Source organism: Pseudacidovorax sp. (assembly GCF_017991995.1).
GTDB lineage: Bacteria > Pseudomonadota > Gammaproteobacteria > Burkholderiales > Burkholderiaceae_C > Xenophilus.
Genome location: NZ_JAGOPN010000025.1, coordinates 48,307 through 63,445 on the forward strand (window position 1 = coordinate 48,307; position 15,139 = coordinate 63,445).

Here is a 15,139-nt window from a genome sequence, read left to right on the forward strand (position 1 = left end):
GTTTCCGTCAGCCTTTTCGGAGATCTCACCTCATGTTGAATCGTCGCACCCTCCTGGTCACCGGCAGCGCCTCGGTCGCGCTGGCCAGCCCCCTCGCCTCGCTGGCCCAGAGCCGCAAGGACACCATGGTGCTGGGCATGACGCTGGAGCCGCCGGGCCTGGACCCGACCGCCGGCGCCGCCTCGGCCATCGGCGAGGTCGTGCTCTACAACATCCTCGAGACGCTCACCAAGATCAATGCCGACGGCAGCGTGTCGCCGCTGCTGGCAGAGAGCTGGGAGGTCTCGCCCGACCTCAAGACCTACACCTTCAAGCTGCGCCGCGGCGTCAAGTTCAGCAACGGCGAGCCCTTCAATGCGCAGACCGTCAAGTTCGCCTTCGACCGTGCCGGCGGCGAGAAGAGCACCAACAAGGACAAGCGCACCTTCGCCGCCATCAGCACGCAGGCGGTGGACGAGTACACCGTGGTGCTGATCAACAAAGAGATCGACCCCGACCTGCCCTTCGTGCTGGGCCAGGCCACGGCCGTGATCGTCGAGCCCAAGAGCGCCGACGGCAACGCCGCCAAGCCCGTGGGCACCGGCCCCTACAAGCTGGACGCCTGGGCCAAGGGCTCCACGCTGACGCTGAGCAAGTGGGAGGGCTTCCGCGATCCCAAGCTGGCCAAGCTCAACAAGATCGTCTTCCGCTTCATCTCCGACCCGGCGGCGCAGGCCGCCTCGCTGATGGCCGGCGACGTGGACGCTTTCCCGCGCATCGCCACGCGTGTGGTACCGCAGTTCAAGGCCAATCCGCAGTTCCAGGTGATCCTGGGCGGCTCGCGCGCCAAGACCATCGTGGCCATCAACAGCAAGAAGAAGCCGCTGGACGATGTGCGCGTGCGCCGTGCCATCCTGGCCGCCATCGACCGCAAGGCCTTCATCGATGGCGCGGCCGACGGCTTCGGCACGCCCATCGGCAGCCACTACGTGCCCGGCGCGCCCGGCTACGTGGACACCACCGGCATCAACCCCTACGACCCCGAGAAGGCCAAGAAGCTGCTGGCCGAAGCCGGCGTCAAGCTGCCGCTGGAACTCACCATGACGCTCCCGCCCCCGCCCTATGCCCGCCAGGGCGGCGAGGTGATCGTGGCGCAACTGGCCAAGGTCGGCATCACCGTGAAGACGCAGAACGTGGAATGGGCCCAGTGGCTGAGCCAGACCTATGGCGGCGGCCACAACTACGACCTGTCGATCATTTCGCATGTCGAGCCCTTCGACCTGGGCAACTATTCCAAGCCCGACTACTACTGGGGCTACGACAGCAAGGCCTTCACCCAGCTCTACGACAAGATCAAGACCACGGGCGACGCCAAGGAGCGCAACAAGCTGCTGGGCGACGCGCAGAAGATGCTGGCCCAGGACGCGGCCAACGGCTTCATGTACCAGCCGCAGTTCCCGGTGATCGCCAAGAAGAGCGTGAAGGGCCTGTGGACGCAGATGCCCATCTTCTGCAACGACCTGGCGGCGCTGCACTGGGGCTGATGCCCGCTCGATGAGGCGGCGGCAGAATGGATGCATGCCCGCCGCCTCCAACTTGCCCGCCGACCCGTTCGGCAACCCGATCAGCGTCAGCGACACCACCAGCCGCCGGCTGATCGACGACTTCGCCTCGGGCTTCCTGGCCTGCGAATCCAGGGCGGCCAACCTCGTCACCGACGGCCACGACGACGACGCCCCGCTCTTCCAGGCCTATGCCGCGGCGCTCCAGATGTTCGCGGAGACGGGCGATGCGCCCGCAGCCGCCCGGCCCCACATCGAACGCGCACGGGCGGGCGCTGCCGGCGTCACGGAACGCGAACGGCGCTTCATCGAGGCCGTCGCTGCCTGGGTCGACGGCGACATGTGCCGCGCGGTGCAACTGCATGAGGAACAGGCCCGCGAGTTTCCGCGCGACCTAGTCTCGGTCAAGCTGGGCCAGTACCACTGCTTCAACCTGGGCGACTGCGCCGGGATGCTGCGCCTGGGCCTGGCTGCCCTGCCCCATGCGGCCGACGTACCGCAAGTGCATGGCATGGTGGCCTTCGGCTTTGAGCAATGCCATCGACTGCGCGAAGCCGAGGCCAGCGCCCGCCGCGCCATCGCCCTGCAGCGCAAGGAACCCTGGGCCCACCATGCGCTGGCGCACGTCATGCTCACCGAAGGCCGGCTGCGCGAAGGCCTGGCCTTCATGGAGGACGTGAGCGAGACCTGGACGGGCCTGAACTCCTTCATGGTCACGCACAACTGGTGGCACTTGGCGCTGTTCCTCATCGACCTGGGCCGCGCCGACGAGGCGCTGGCGGTGCATGACCGGCACTGCTGGGGCGTGGCCAAGGCCTATTCGCAGGACCAGATCGGCGCCGTCTCTCTGCTCGCCCGGCTGGAACTGGCCGGCCAGGACGTGGGCGAGCGCTGGACCGAACTGGGCACCTACCTCGCCGAGCACACGCAGGATCAGGTGCTGCCCTTCCTGGATCTGCAGTACCTCTACGGCCTGGCCCGCGCCGGCCGGCCCGAGGCCAACGGACTGCTGGCACGCCTCGAGGCCTTCGCGCCCCGGGCGCCGGAAGCCAGCCGCCATGCCTGGCAGAAGGTCTGCGTGCCCGCAGCCCATGGCCTCGTGGCCCATGCACGCGGCGACTTCAAGGAGGCGGCCGAGGCACTGGGCACCGCGCTGCCCCGCATGATCGAGATCGGCGGCAGCCATGCGCAGCGCGACCTCTTCGGCCAGATCCATGTCGACGCGCTGGTGCGCAGCGGCGAGGCCCGCCACCTGGCGCAGGCGCTGGATGTGGTGCAGCCGCAGCGCAACGGCCAACCGGAATCGCTGCGGCTGGCGCGGCTGGCCGATACGATCCACGCCGGCCTGGGGCTGCCGCCGGTGGCGCACTGAGCACGCGGCCGCTGCGGCGGTGTCTGCGACATGCCGCCTGCATGCACCGCTGGCGCCGTGCCTGCCTCGGTTCCTGACCCGCCGCATCCCTCTATCGTCTTCGGCCTCCGCCCTTCCATGACCACGCCCGTCCCGCATTTCACCGAGCCGACGACCCACTACTGGCAGCAACTGCTGCCGGCCGACGCCGCACCGGCGCCCATGCCGCCCTGGCGCCACGGCGTGCCCGCCACGCTGCCGGACGGCCGGGTGCTGGTGCTGCCCATCCGCCAGATGGCCGACGACCCGGGCCTGGCGGTCGCCTCCTTCCTGTGCAACCAGGCCTCGCTCGACGTGGTGGATGAACTCGGCCGCCTGCTGGCCGAGCGCCTGGCGCCGCTGGCGCCCGAGGTCGTCATCGGCCTGCCCACGCTGGGCCTGACCTTCGCGCCGCTGGTGGCCCGCCACCTTGGCCACGCGCGGTACGTGCCGCTGGGCTACTCGCGCAAGTTCTGGTACGACGAGGCGCTGTCGGGCGCGGTGCAGTCGATCACCACGCCGACAGGCGGCAAGCGCGTCTACCTCGACCCGCACCTGCTGCCGCTGGTGCAGGGCAAGCGCGCCGTGGTGGTGGACGATGCCGTGAGCAGCGGCCGCACCCTGCTGGCGCCCTGGACCATGCTGGAGTCCATCGGCGTGCAGGTGGCGGCCGTGGGCGTGGCGATGCGCCAGGGCAACCGGTGGCGCGACACGCTGGGGCCGGAGCGCGCCGCGCGCGTGGTCGGCATCTTCGAAAGCCCGCTGCTGCGCGCCACCGACGAGGGCTGGGTGCCGCGGGACTAAGCGCCGGCGGAGCCCGCCTGGGCGTCGCGGTCGTCGCTCTGGTGCCAAGGTGGTACGCAAACTGCTTGAAGCAGCCGCATCGCCCTTCCGTATCCCTTTTCGTATACGTTCTGGTGCATGCAGCGGCTCGCGCCTCGGCCGCGCTGCTGCCGCGCCAGGGTGTGCGATGGAGCCCCGCATGTCCCGACCCACCCTGACCGCCCGTCCTCCCCTGCCCGCAGGGACCCTCACCCGCCGCAGCTGGCTGCAGGCCGCCGCAGCGGCCGGCGCCACCATCGCCGCCCCGGTCCTGGCGCAGACCCGCGCCATCAGCATCACCCTGCCGTGGGTGGTCAACGGCTCCAACTACTGGCCGATGGTCGGCAAGGAACTGGGCTTCTTCAAGAAGCGCGGCATCGACCTCACCGTCTCGCGTGGCAATGGCTCGGTGGCCGCGGCCCAGGCCGTGGCCAACAAGCAGTTCGACATGGGCGTCGTGTTCTTTGGCGGCACCCTGGTCAACATGGCGCGCGGCCTGCCGCTGCAGGCGCTGGCCACCGTGGGTTACGACTCGCTGATGGGCAACCTGGTGCTGGCCGACTCGCCGATCCGCGGCCCCAAGGATTTTGAAGGCAAGCGCGTCGGCACCGTCGCCACGTCGGCCGAGTCGCCCTACTGGGCCGCCTACGCCGCCAAGACCGGCATCGACCTCACGAAGGTCACGCGGCAACAGCTCGATGCGCGGCTGATCGAACGCGCGCTCATGGACAAGCAGGTCGACGCCATCACGGCCATCGGCTCGTCCAGCATTCCCGTGCTCGACTCCCTGGGCGTCAAGACCCGCTTCATCCCCTGGTCCGCCGCCGGCATCGAGCTGTATGCGGCCCAGGTCATCGCCCGCACCGAGACCATCCAGGCCGACCCGGGGCTGTGCCAGGCGATGGTCGACGGCATCCTCGAATCGGTGGTCTACACGCTCAAGAAGCCCGAGGAATCGCTGGAGATCCTGTTCAAGGCCCAGCCCGAGATCGCCTTGACCAAGGGCGGCAAGGAGAACGCCCGCCTGTCGCAGGGCCTGGCCCAGGCCACCATGGTGGCGCCCGAGGCCATCGAGCACGGCATGGGCTACAGCAGCATTCCCAAGCTGGCCGGCATGATCTCGCTGGCCGCCCGCGCCGGCGCGCTCAAGGCCGATGCCAAGCCGCTGGTGCCCGAGGACCTGGCCACCAACCGCTTCGCCGGCCGCATCAAGCTGAGCGCCGCCGAATGGGACGCGGTGCGGCGCAACGTGGCACCCTACGCCAAGCTGGTGGGCATGGCCTGATGGCCGCGCAGGCCAGAGCGATCACGCTGCCGACACTGCCGGAGCCGCTGGAGGCCTGCGCCTCGCAGACGGCGCTGGTGGTGATCGACATGCAGAACGGCTACCTGTCGCCCGGCGGCTACCTGGACCTGGCCGGCTTCGATGTCAGCGGCACGCCACCGGTGATCGAGCGTGCGACGCAGGTGCTGCAGGCGGCACGCCGCGCGGGGCTCATGGTGATCCATGCGCAGAACGGCTGGAGCCCCTCGCTGGCCGAAGCAGGGCCACGCCGCTCGCCAATGTGGCACAAGTCCAACCCACTCAAGTACATGCGCGCCCATCCCGGCAGCCAGTTGCTGATCCGCGGCACCTGGGACCATGCGATCGTCGAAGCCCTCCAGCCGCTGCCGCACGAAACCGTGGTGCACAAGCCCCGCTACAGCGCCTTCGCCGGCACCCACCTGGAGATGATGCTGCGGGCCCACGGCGTCACCACCCTGGTCTTCGTCGGCGTCAACACCAATGTGTGCGTCGAGACGGCCGTGCGCGATGCCTTCCACCGGGAGTTCTTCGCCGTGATGGTCGCCGACGCCACGCTGCAGGCCGGCCCGCCGTCCGTCTACGAATCCAGCGTGTTCAACATCCAGAAGTTCTTCGGCTGGACCGCCACGACCGCCGACATGGTGGCTTTCCTGGAGGGCCTGGCGGCGACGGGCGCCGAGGCCATCGCCCCATGACAGCACCGTTGCGCCGCATCGTCCTGCCGCTGGCCTTTGCCCTGATCACCCTGCTGGTCTGGGAGGCCGCGGTGCGCGTCTTCGCCATCCGCGAGGTGCTGCTGCCGGCGCCCAGCGCCGTTGCAGCGCGGCTGGTCGACACCTTTCCGCTGCTCATGCAGCATGCCTGGCCCACGGTATGGGAAAGCGTGGCCGGCTTCGCCATCGCATCGGTGCTGGGCGTGGCGCTGGCCGCCCTGCTCAGCGCATCGGCGCTGATGCGCGACATGCTCTATCCCAACGTGGTGCTGTTCCAGCTCATTCCCAAGATTGCGCTGGCGCCGTTGTTCATCGTCTGGCTGGGCATCGGCTTCCAGTCGCGGTTGACCTTCTCGGTGTTCATCAGTTTCTTTCCCGTGGTGATCGCCACGCTCGCCGGGCTGGACCATGTCGACAGGTCGCTGCTGCGCCTGTGCCGGGCACTCACGGCATCAAGCTGGCAGGTCTTCGCCTGGGTACGGCTGCCGCATGCGTTGCCCTACGTGTTCAGCGGCATGAAGATCGCCACCACCTTCGCCATCATCGGCGTGGTGGTGGGCGAGTTCATCACCTCGCAGGCGGGGCTGGGCTACCTGGTGCTGTTCGCCTCGGCCCAGGCCGACACCGCACTCATCCTCGCAGCCATCCTGGTGCTGTGCTTCTTCGGACTGGCCTTCTATGGCCTGGTGGCGCTGCTGGAGCACTGGACCCAGCGCCGCTTCGGCGGCTGATGCCGCGCTGCCCATGACGAACCCACCTTCCTGGCTGCTGCCCGACAGCACCGCCCCCGACCGCGCCGCCAGCTACCTGAGCGTGCAGGACGCCGGCAAGACCTATGCCGGCCGCAGCGGCGCCGTGCAGGCCGTCGCGCATGTCGACTTCGACATCGACGAGGGCGACTTCGTCAGCCTGGTCGGCCCGAGCGGCTGCGGCAAGAGCACGCTGATGTCCATGATCGGCGGGCTGGAGTCGCCCAGCACCGGCCGCATCCGCGTGGGCGGCACGCCCGTGGACGGTCCGCGGCGCGACTTCGGCTACGTGTTCCAGGACGCGACGCTGCTGCCCTGGAAGAGCGTGCTGGACAACGTGCTGTTTCCCATCCGCGCGCGCCGGCGTCCGGTGGCCGAGTTCCGGCCCGAAGCGGAACGGCTGCTGCGCCTGACCGGCCTGTGGGACTTCCGCGACAAGCGCCCGGCAGAACTCTCCGGTGGCATGCGCCAGCGCGTGGCCATCTGCCGCGGGCTCATCCACGACCCGCGGCTGCTGCTGATGGACGAGCCCTTCTCGGCGCTCGACGCCATCACCCGCGACGACATGAACCTGGCGCTGGCCCGTCTGTGGGACCAGCAGCAGCGCCGCACCGCCGTCTTCATCACCCACAGCATCCGCGAGGCGGTGCTGCTGTCCGACCGCGTGCTGGTGATGAACGCGCGGCCCTCGCGCATCGTGGCCGACATCCGCGTGCCGCTGGCACGGCCGCGTCATGCGGGGCTCCAGGAGGACCCGGTGTTCAACCAGATCTGCGCCTTCGTGCGCGACAGGATCCACGAGGGCCATGGCGAGCGTCAGGCCTGAGGCTGTGGCGCTCGCGCCAGCCGCAGAGAGCCCGCTGGCACGCCTGGTGCGCGAGCGCCTGGGCACCGCGGGTGCACGGCCGACCACCGACGACATCGTGCACGTGCTGCACCAGGCCATCGTGCGCGGCCTGCTGGCGCCCGGGCGCGCACTGCGCCAGGACGAGCTGGCCGCCCTGTTCCACGTCAGCAAGATCCCGGTGCGGGAGGCACTGCGCACGCTCGAAGCGCAGGGTTTCGTCGAACTGCAGCTCAACCGCGGCGCCCTCGTCAAGGCGCCTACGCTTGCGCAACTGCGCGACGCCTTCGAGCTGCGGCTGATGATCGAGCCGCACCTCATGCGCACGGCGGCGGCGGGGCTCACACCCACGATGCTGGACCAGGCCGAATCGCTGATCCGGGACATGGACGACGCCACGGACGCCTGGCGCTTCAGCGACTGCAACAGCCGCTTCCACGAACTGCTCTATGCGCCGGCCGAGCTGCCGCTGTCCCGCAACATCCTGGCCATGCTGCAGGGGCACATCCAGCGCATGTCCTTCATGCAGCTGTCACTGGCCGGCTTCAACCGCAGCTCCAACGAGGACCACCGCGTCATCGTGGCGGCCTGCCGCCACGGCGACGCCGAAGGCGCCGCGCGGGCCGTGGCCGCGCATGTGCAGAGCGTGCGCGACATCGTGCTGGGGCTCTACCTTCGCCATCACGCCGAAGAGGGCTGAAGCGGTGGGCGCCTGGCCGCTCCTACACTCGGCGCCCCATGAACGCCGCCACGCCGCCCGCCCTGCCCCAGGTCCGCGAACTCTTCGCGCGGATGCAGTGCCGGGCGGCAGAAGCGGGCGTGCCGCTGCGCCCACCGCCGCCCGAGCCCACCACCTGCTGCGGCCGCGGCTGCAACGGCTGCGTGTGGGACGGCTTCTATGCCGCCGCCGACTGGTGGATGGAGGACGCGCAGGAGGCGCTCACGGCCGCGAAGGCCACAGGCAGCGATCAGCGCAGGTAAGCCTGCACCAACGACACCCAGTAGCTCGCCGTGCTGGGCAGGATCTCGTCGTTGAAGTCGTAGCCGGTGTTGTGCACCATGCAGCTCGGCCCGTTACCCGGTGTCCCGTCGCCGTTGCCCACGACGAAGTAGCAGCCCGGCACCGCATTCAGCATGAAGGCGAAGTCGTCGCTGGCCTGCAGCGGCGCCATGTTCTCGATCAGCGCGCGCTCGCCCATCGTCTGCAGCGCCACCTCGCGGGCGAACGCCGCCGCGTCGGCATCGTTGACGCAGGGCGGCATCTTCCACTGGTAGTCGACCCGGGCCGTGGCACCGTGCACCGCGGCCTGCGCCTGCGCCATGGCCGTGATGCGCTCGCGCAGAAGGGCCCGCACCTCGGGCCGCCGTGCGCGGACGGTGAGCTTGAGCTCCGCCGTGTTGGGGATGACGTTGGGCGCCAGCCCCGCATGCACCGAACCCACGGTGACCACCGCCATGTCGTTCGGGTCCACCTCACGCGACACCAGCGTCTGCAGCGCCAGGATCAGGTGCGCCGCCACCACCACCGGGTCCACCGTGGTGTGCGGCATGGCGCCATGGCCGCCCTTGCCTTCGATGGTGATCACCGCCGTGTCGGAGGAGCTGTAGATCGGCCCCGCCAGGAAGCCGAAGCGCCCGGCCGGAAAGCCTGGCTCGTTGTGGTACGCGTAGACGGCATCGCAGGGAAAGCGCTCAAACAGGCCTTCTTCGACCATCCGCTTGGCGCCCATCAGGCCTTCCTCGGCCGGCTGGAAGATGAGGTTGAGCGTGCCGTTGAAGGCGCGGCTCGCGGCCAGCACCTGCGCCGCCGCCAGCAGCGTGGCGGTATGGCCGTCGTGACCGCAGGCATGCATGCGGCCGGGCTGGCGGCTGGCCCAGGGCAGGCCGGTGGTCTCGGTCATCGGCAGCGCGTCCATGTCGGCGCGCAGGCCCAGGCGCCTGCCGCCCGAGCCCACTGTCAGTGTGCCCACCACGCCGGTGCCGCCCAGGCCGCGGTGCACCGTGTAGCCCCATCGGGCCAGACGCTCGGCCACCAGTGCGCTGGTCTGCTCTTCCTCGTAGCCCAGCTCGGGGTTGGCGTGGATCTGCCGGCGCAGGCCGACCATGTCGTCGAGGTGGGCGGAAATGCCGGGATGGATGGGAACGTCGATCATGCGGAAGGCCTTGCAGGTGCCGTGCCACGCGGGCGGCGGCATGCGTCGCCGGGGCGAAAGCCGCGCATTCTGCGCGCCCTGACCGCACCCCGGCAAATGGCCCCGAACTTGCTATAAACAGTGCCCTCCCGGCCTGCCCAGAACCCACAACACCATGGCTCCCTCCGACCTCCCTTCTTCCCTCACCCGCCGCCAGCTCGGCCTCGGCGCCATCGCCCTGGCCGGCGGACTGGCCGCGGGCCCGCGTGCCTGGGCCGCCACCGGCAAGGGCACGGCCGTGCTGGGCATCGATGCCGACCCGCCCACCCTCAACCTGGGCTCCACCACCGACTTCGCGGCCGGCGACGTCTCGGCCAAGATCCTCGAAGGCCTCGTCTGGCTGGACCAGCAGTACAACCCGCAGCCCTCGCTGGCCACGGCCTGGACCGTGTCGCCCGACGGCAAGACCTACCGCTTCACGCTCCGCAAGGGCGTCAAGTGGCATGACGGCCGCGACTTCAGCAGCGCCGACGTGCGCTTCTCACTGACCGAGATCGTGGGCAAGCTGCATCCGCGCGCCGCGCCGGTGTTCAAGAACCTGGGCGTGGAGGTGGAGGCGCCCGATGCCTCCACCGTCGTCATCAAGCTGCAGAAGCCCTATGCGCCCTTCCTGTCGCAGATGACGGTGTTCGACGCACCCATCCTGCCCAGGCACCTCTACGAGAACGGCAACGTGGGCACCAACCCCGCCAACCAGAAGCCGGTGGGTACGGGCCCCTTCAAGTTCAGCGAATGGAAGCGCGGCTCGACCCTCACGCTGGTGCGCAACGACCAGTACTGGGACGCCGGCAAGCCCTACCTGCAGAGCCTGATCTTCCAGGTCATCCCCCAGGCGGCCAACCGCGTGCCCGCGCTGCAGACGGGCGAGATCGACGAGCTGCTGGACTTCTACACCCCCAAGCCCGAGGTACCCCGCATCCTGGCCGACAAGGGCCTGGCCACGCGCCGGGGCGTCAACATCCCGGCCATCTACTTCCTGATGTTCAACACCCAGTCGCCGCTGCTGTCGAAGGTGGAGGCGCGCCATGCGCTGGCCTTCGCCATCGACCGGCCACGCCTGGTGAAGCAGGTGATGAACGGCATCGCGCGGCCCGGCGCGGGCGCCTTCGGCGACGGCTTCAAGTGGCTGATGAACGACGAGGTGGGCTACGAGCGCAAGTACCCGCTCAATCCCGCCAAGGCCCGTGCCCTGCTGGACAAGCTGGGCGTCAAGCCCGGCACGACCACGCTGCGCATGCCCTTCGACGCCGGCCGCGCGCAGATGCGGGCGCAGGCCCAGATCATCCAGGACAACCTGCGCCAGATCGGCCTGGAGGTGAAGCTGGAGCCGCTGGAGCGTTCGGTGTACTACGACCGCGTGTTCGCCAAGCGCGACTTCGACATGACGCTGGCCTCGTACTTCTCCGCGGGCGATCCGGCCATCGGCTACACGCGCCTGTACAACACCTACACGGGCACGGCGCCCAACACCAACGCCAGCGGCTATTCCAACCCGAAGGTCGACACACTGCTGGCCGAAGCCGCCACCTCGGTGGACCGCGCCCAGCGCGCCCGCGACTACAAGGCGCTGCAGGTCATCCTGAACGAGGACCTGCCCTCGCTGGTGCTGTTCGACGAAGAGACGGTGGACACCGCCTCGAAGAAGCTCAGCGGCGTGTTCCCGGCCCTCGACGCCCGCGACCAGTGGGCCGGCGTGCGGCGCGCGGACTGAGCGCAGCGCCAGTCCGATGGGTCGCTTCATCCTCCGACGCCTGCTGCAGGCGCTTCCGCTGCTGCTGGCGGTGGTGGTGCTCAACTTCCTGCTGATCGCCTTCACGCCGGGCGATCCGATCACGCTCTTGGTCGGCGACTTTCCGGCGCCGCCCGAATACCTGGCCCAGATGCGCCGCGACTACGGCCTGGACCAGCCGGTGTGGATGCAGTTGCTGCACTATCTGGGCAAGGTGCTGCAAGGCGACTTCGGCTATTCCTTCGCCAACCAGCAGCCGGTGGCCAGCCTGATCCTGGAGCGCCTGGGCGCCACGCTGGAGCTCACGCTCACGTCGCTGGGTCTGGCCAGCGTGCTGGGCGTCGCCTTCGGCGTGCTGGCCGCCCGCGCCCGCGGCGGGCCGGCCGACTCGGTCATCCAGGCCGCATCGTCCGCCGGCTATGCGGTGCCCGACTTCTGGCTCGGCCAGCTGCTGATCCTGGCCTTCGCCATCGGTCTGGGCTGGCTGCCCTTGCAGGGCTACAACCCGGTGCGCGGCGTGGCGCCGGGCTGGGAAGGCTTCGTGCAGCACCTGCGCTACCTGCTGCTGCCCGCCCTGGCGCTGTCGATGCGCTACCTCACGCTCATCACCCGCATCACCCGCGCTTCGATGCTGGAGGTGATGAATGCGGACTACATCCTCGCCGCCCGGGCACGGGGCAGTGCCGAATGGCAGGTGGTGCTGGGCCATGCGCTGCGCAATGCCGCCGCGCCGGTGCTCACCGTGATTGGCTATAACCTCGGCTTCGTGCTGGCCGGCTCGGCGCTGATCGAAGCCGTCTTCGCCTGGCCGGGCATCGGCCGGCTGCTCTACGAATCCATCGCCAAGCGCGACTATCCGGTGATGCTGGCCATCCTGCTGATGGTGTCGGTGACGGTGGTGCTGGCCAATCTGTTGACGGACATCCTGCATCGGCTGCTCGATCCCCGTCTGGAGCGCGCATGACGCACGGCTCTTGCGCTCAACGACGATGACCTCCCCCTCTTCTTCTTCCTTGCCGCTGGCCACCGAGCCCGCCGTGGGCACGGCCTTCCAGCGCGCCGGCTTCTGGCGGCGCCTGCTGCGCCGTCCCGGCAGCCGGCTGGCCCTGGCCTGGCTGGTGCTGCTGCTGGCTGCGGCGCTGCTGGCGCCCTGGGTCGGCCGGGTCGATCCGCTTTCGGGCGGCGGCGATGCGCTGCTTCGACCCTTCTCTGCCGGGCACTGGCTGGGCACCGACGACCTGGGCCGCGACGTCTGGGCACGCGTGGTGCACGGCTCGCGCATCTCGCTGATCGTCGGCGTCGCCAGTGCGCTGCTGGCGGTCGCCGTCGGCGTCATCGTGGGCGCGCTGGCCGGGTACTTCGGCGGCCTGCTCGACGCGGTGCTGATGCGCACGGCCGAGTTCTTCCAGACGCTGCCGCGCTTCGTGGTGGCGCTGATCGTCATTGCGCTCTACGGCACCAGCGTCTTCAAGATGGTGCTGGTGATCGCGGCGCTGTCGTGGCCGCAGCTGGCCCGCGTGGTGCGCGCCTCGGTCGCCAGCCTTCGGCAGTCGCAGTTCGTGGAGGCGGCGCGCGTGGCGGGCATGGGCCATGGCGGCATCATCCTGCGCCAGATCCTGCCCAACGTGGCGGCGCCGATCATCGTGCTTGGCTCGCTGGACATCGCCATGGCCATCCTGATCGAGGCCAGCCTGAGCTTCTTCGGCCTGGGCGATCCGAACCAGGTGTCATGGGGCACCATGCTCAACGAGGCACAGCAGTACCTGCGCGATGCCTGGTGGATGTCGGTGTTTCCCGGCCTGGCCATCGCGCTCACCGTGCTGGGCTTCAACCTGATGGGCGACGCCCTGAACGATGCGCTCAATCCGCGCGGGGAGTCCTTCCGATGACGGGCCTGGAACCCACCACGCCGTTCGGCGTCGATCCCCACGCGCCGGAAGCCGGGCCACCGCTGCTCGACGTCCGCGGCCTGTCGGTGGATGTGGGCCGGGGCGAGCGGGCCCTGCGGGTGGTGCGCGACGTGAGCTTCAGCGTGCGCCGGGGCGAAGCCGTGGGCCTCGTGGGCGAGTCGGGCTCGGGCAAGTCGATGACCGCCTTCGCGCTGATGAACCTGTTCCCCTCGCCGCTGGCCCGCGTGGCCGAGGGCCAGGTGCGGCTGGAGGGCCACGACCTGCGCGCGCTCGATGCGCAATCGATGCGGCAGGTGCGCGGCGCGCGCATCGGCATGGTCTTCCAGGACCCCACCAGCTACCTGGACCCGCTGATTCCCGTCGGCCGGCAGATCGCCGAGCCGCTGCGCGCTCACGGCCGCACCGACGGCCTCGACGCCCGAGTGCGGGAGCTGATCGAGCTGATGGAACTGCCCCAGCCCGCGCAGACGGCGCGCAAGTACCCGCACGAACTCTCGGGCGGCCAGCGCCAGCGCATCCTGATCGCGGCGGCGCTGGCCATGCGGCCCGCCCTGCTCATCGCCGACGAGCCCACCACCGCGCTCGACGTGACGGTGCAGGCCGGCATCCTGCAGCTGCTGGCGCGGCTGCGACGCGAGCTGGACCTGGGCATCCTGCTGATCACCCACGACCTGGGCGTGGTGGCCGAGACCTGCCAGCTCGTCAACGTGATGTACGCCGGCGAGATCGTCGAGCAGGAGGCCGTCGGCCCGCTCTTCACGGCACCGCGCCATCCCTACACGCAGGGGCTGCTGGGCAGCATCCTCACGCCGCGCTCGCGGGCGCACTCGCTGTTCTCCATTCCCGGCGCGGTGCCAATTGCCGGACGCTGGCCGCCGGGCTGCCGCTTCCATCCGCGCTGCCCCATCGCGCGGCCGGGCCTGTGCGACGTGCAGGCGCCGGCGCTGCTGGGCAGCGGCATGGGCGAAGGCGCGGACCGCTGCCACCTGAGTGCCGAACGCGGCAGCGCCAATGCATGGCGCGCGGTGGAGGCCGACGCATGACCGCCCCCCGGTTGCCAGGCGAAGCCGACACCGCACGCCTGCCTGCCGGCGGCCAACAGGCCACTGGCCCGGTGCCGCTGCTCGAGGCCCGTGCCGTCGGCCGCGGCTTTGCCCAGCGTGGCACCGGCGGCCTCTGGCGCGCACGGCAGACGCAGCTCGCGGTCGACGACGTCTCCCTGCAGATCCACCCCGGCGAGGTGGTGGCCCTGGTGGGCGAAAGCGGCAGCGGCAAGACCACGCTGGGCCGCATGCTGCTGGGCCTGACGGTGCCCAGCAGCGGCCAGGTGCTGTTCCGCGGCCAGGACGTGACCGGGCTGCGCGGCGAGGCCTGGCAGCGCTTCCGGCGCGAGGTGCAGGTGGTGTTCCAGGACACCGGCGGCTCGCTCAACCCGCGGCAGACCATCGGCCAGAGCGTGGCCCTGCCCTTGCGCCACAACCGCGGCCTCGACGCCGTCGCAAGCGCACGCGAGGTCGACGCGCTGCTGGAGCAGGTCGGCCTGCCGCCCGCGCACTTCCGCCACCGGCTGCCGCACGAGCTGTCTGGCGGCCAGCGCCAGCGCGTGGGCATCGCCCGGGCGCTGGCCTCGCAGCCGGCCGTGATCGTGGCGGACGAGCCGGTCTCGGCGCTGGACGTCTCGATCCGCGCGCAGATCCTGCGGCTGATGGCCGAACTGCAGCGCGAGCGCGGTCTGGCCTACCTGTTCATCACGCACGACCTGGGCGTGGTGCGCGCGCTGGCCGACCGCGTGCTGGTGATGACCGGCGGCCGCGTGGTCGAAAGCGGCAGCGCCGACGAGGTGCTGGAGCGGCCGCAGCATGCGTACACCCAGCGGTTGCTGGCGGCGACGCCGGTGCCGGATCCAGTGAGGCAGCGGACCGACTGAAGCGCAGACGACGACC

15 protein-coding genes are annotated in these 15,139 nt (G+C 70.1%); 14 read left to right on the plus strand and 1 reads right to left on the minus strand.

The annotated features are described in order from the left end of the window. Positions 1-32: 32 nt before the first annotated feature. The 9 genes from KBC94_RS26210 to KBC94_RS26250 all read left to right on the plus strand — a co-directional run bounded on the left by KBC94_RS26210 (position 33) and on the right by KBC94_RS26250 (position 8,346). Complete coding sequence (locus KBC94_RS26210) at positions 33-1,523, plus strand: ABC transporter substrate-binding protein (protein WP_294377575.1); 1,491 nt, start codon at positions 33-35, stop codon at positions 1,521-1,523. A gap of 34 nt (positions 1,524-1,557) precedes the next feature. Then, on the plus strand, positions 1,558-2,913 hold the full coding sequence (locus KBC94_RS26215; protein ID WP_294377577.1) for a tetratricopeptide repeat protein: 1,356 nt from the start codon (positions 1,558-1,560) through the stop codon (positions 2,911-2,913). 117 nt (positions 2,914-3,030) lie between these two features. Further along, on the plus strand, positions 3,031-3,735 hold the full coding sequence (locus tag KBC94_RS26220; RefSeq protein WP_294377580.1) for a phosphoribosyltransferase: 705 nt from the start codon (positions 3,031-3,033) through the stop codon (positions 3,733-3,735). Between the two features lie 178 nt (positions 3,736-3,913). After that, a complete protein-coding gene (locus tag KBC94_RS26225) occupies positions 3,914-5,038 on the plus strand; it encodes an ABC transporter substrate-binding protein (protein WP_294377585.1) in 1,125 nt (374 codons plus the stop codon). After that, the gene (locus tag KBC94_RS26230) at positions 5,038-5,754 is read left to right on the plus strand and encodes an isochorismatase family protein (RefSeq protein WP_294377587.1); all 717 of its coding nucleotides are present in this window, start codon (positions 5,038-5,040) and stop codon (positions 5,752-5,754) included. The genes KBC94_RS26225 and KBC94_RS26230 overlap by 1 nt, the downstream gene beginning before the upstream one ends. Next, complete coding sequence (locus KBC94_RS26235) at positions 5,751-6,503, plus strand: ABC transporter permease (protein WP_294377590.1); 753 nt, start codon at positions 5,751-5,753, stop codon at positions 6,501-6,503. The genes KBC94_RS26230 and KBC94_RS26235 overlap by 4 nt, the downstream gene beginning before the upstream one ends. Before the next feature lie 13 nt (positions 6,504-6,516). Next, positions 6,517-7,347: an ABC transporter ATP-binding protein gene (locus KBC94_RS26240; RefSeq protein WP_294377592.1), complete on the plus strand. Its 831-nt coding sequence runs from the start codon at positions 6,517-6,519 to the stop codon at positions 7,345-7,347. Further along, positions 7,328-8,065, plus strand: coding sequence for a GntR family transcriptional regulator (locus tag KBC94_RS26245; protein WP_294377594.1), 738 nt, complete (start codon positions 7,328-7,330; stop codon positions 8,063-8,065). The genes KBC94_RS26240 and KBC94_RS26245 overlap by 20 nt, the downstream gene beginning before the upstream one ends. Before the next feature lie 38 nt (positions 8,066-8,103). Continuing rightward, positions 8,104-8,346, plus strand: a complete 243-nt coding sequence (locus tag KBC94_RS26250; protein ID WP_294377597.1) for an oxidoreductase-like domain-containing protein — start codon at positions 8,104-8,106, stop codon at positions 8,344-8,346. On the opposite strand, the gene KBC94_RS26255 is transcribed toward KBC94_RS26250, so the two are convergent. Continuing rightward, positions 8,334-9,518 carry a M20 aminoacylase family protein gene (locus KBC94_RS26255; protein WP_294377600.1) on the minus strand — a complete coding sequence of 395 codons (1,185 nt, stop codon included), beginning with the start codon at positions 9,516-9,518 and terminating at the stop codon, positions 8,334-8,336. The genes KBC94_RS26250 and KBC94_RS26255 overlap by 13 nt on opposite strands. 154 nt (positions 9,519-9,672) lie before the next feature. Between KBC94_RS26255 and KBC94_RS26260 the strand changes: the two genes are divergently transcribed. The 5 genes from KBC94_RS26260 to KBC94_RS26280 are packed head-to-tail and all read left to right on the plus strand — an operon-like array spanning position 9,673 to position 15,123. Continuing rightward, positions 9,673-11,268, plus strand: a complete 1,596-nt coding sequence (locus KBC94_RS26260; protein ID WP_294377604.1) for an ABC transporter substrate-binding protein — start codon at positions 9,673-9,675, stop codon at positions 11,266-11,268. 16 nt (positions 11,269-11,284) lie between these two features. Further along, a complete protein-coding gene (locus KBC94_RS26265) occupies positions 11,285-12,250 on the plus strand; it encodes an ABC transporter permease (RefSeq protein WP_294377607.1) in 966 nt (321 codons plus the stop codon). 25 nt (positions 12,251-12,275) lie between these two features. Next, the gene (locus KBC94_RS26270; RefSeq protein WP_294377611.1) at positions 12,276-13,175 is read left to right on the plus strand and encodes an ABC transporter permease; all 900 of its coding nucleotides are present in this window, start codon (positions 12,276-12,278) and stop codon (positions 13,173-13,175) included. Next, positions 13,172-14,239, plus strand: a complete 1,068-nt coding sequence (locus KBC94_RS26275; RefSeq protein WP_294377613.1) for an ABC transporter ATP-binding protein — start codon at positions 13,172-13,174, stop codon at positions 14,237-14,239. The genes KBC94_RS26270 and KBC94_RS26275 overlap by 4 nt, the downstream gene beginning before the upstream one ends. Then, positions 14,236-15,123 (plus strand): ATP-binding cassette domain-containing protein, encoded by an 888-nt coding sequence (locus KBC94_RS26280; protein WP_294377615.1) that lies wholly within the window; start codon positions 14,236-14,238, stop codon positions 15,121-15,123. The genes KBC94_RS26275 and KBC94_RS26280 overlap by 4 nt, the downstream gene beginning before the upstream one ends. Positions 15,124-15,139 lie beyond the last annotated feature (16 nt).

What these genes read in the sequence shown, in the direction of transcription:
- KBC94_RS26210 (WP_294377575.1), top strand. Translation starts at nt 33, where the DNA reads ATGTTGAATCGTCGCACCCTCCTGGTCACCGGCAGCGCCTCGGTCGCG.
- KBC94_RS26215 (WP_294377577.1), top strand. Translation starts at nt 1,558, where the DNA reads ATGCCCGCCGCCTCCAACTTGCCCGCCGACCCGTTCGGCAACCCGATC.
- KBC94_RS26220 (WP_294377580.1), top strand. Translation starts at nt 3,031, where the DNA reads ATGACCACGCCCGTCCCGCATTTCACCGAGCCGACGACCCACTACTGG.
- KBC94_RS26225 (WP_294377585.1), top strand. Translation starts at nt 3,914, where the DNA reads ATGTCCCGACCCACCCTGACCGCCCGTCCTCCCCTGCCCGCAGGGACC.
- KBC94_RS26230 (WP_294377587.1), top strand. Translation starts at nt 5,038, where the DNA reads ATGGCCGCGCAGGCCAGAGCGATCACGCTGCCGACACTGCCGGAGCCG.
- KBC94_RS26235 (WP_294377590.1), top strand. Translation starts at nt 5,751, where the DNA reads ATGACAGCACCGTTGCGCCGCATCGTCCTGCCGCTGGCCTTTGCCCTG.
- KBC94_RS26240 (WP_294377592.1), top strand. Translation starts at nt 6,517, where the DNA reads ATGACGAACCCACCTTCCTGGCTGCTGCCCGACAGCACCGCCCCCGAC.
- KBC94_RS26245 (WP_294377594.1), top strand. Translation starts at nt 7,328, where the DNA reads ATGGCGAGCGTCAGGCCTGAGGCTGTGGCGCTCGCGCCAGCCGCAGAG.
- KBC94_RS26250 (WP_294377597.1), top strand. Translation starts at nt 8,104, where the DNA reads ATGAACGCCGCCACGCCGCCCGCCCTGCCCCAGGTCCGCGAACTCTTC.
- KBC94_RS26255 (WP_294377600.1), bottom strand. Translation starts at nt 9,518, where the DNA reads ATGATCGACGTTCCCATCCATCCCGGCATTTCCGCCCACCTCGACGAC.
- KBC94_RS26260 (WP_294377604.1), top strand. Translation starts at nt 9,673, where the DNA reads ATGGCTCCCTCCGACCTCCCTTCTTCCCTCACCCGCCGCCAGCTCGGC.
- KBC94_RS26265 (WP_294377607.1), top strand. Translation starts at nt 11,285, where the DNA reads ATGGGTCGCTTCATCCTCCGACGCCTGCTGCAGGCGCTTCCGCTGCTG.
- KBC94_RS26270 (WP_294377611.1), top strand. Translation starts at nt 12,276, where the DNA reads ATGACCTCCCCCTCTTCTTCTTCCTTGCCGCTGGCCACCGAGCCCGCC.
- KBC94_RS26275 (WP_294377613.1), top strand. Translation starts at nt 13,172, where the DNA reads ATGACGGGCCTGGAACCCACCACGCCGTTCGGCGTCGATCCCCACGCG.
- KBC94_RS26280 (WP_294377615.1), top strand. Translation starts at nt 14,236, where the DNA reads ATGACCGCCCCCCGGTTGCCAGGCGAAGCCGACACCGCACGCCTGCCT.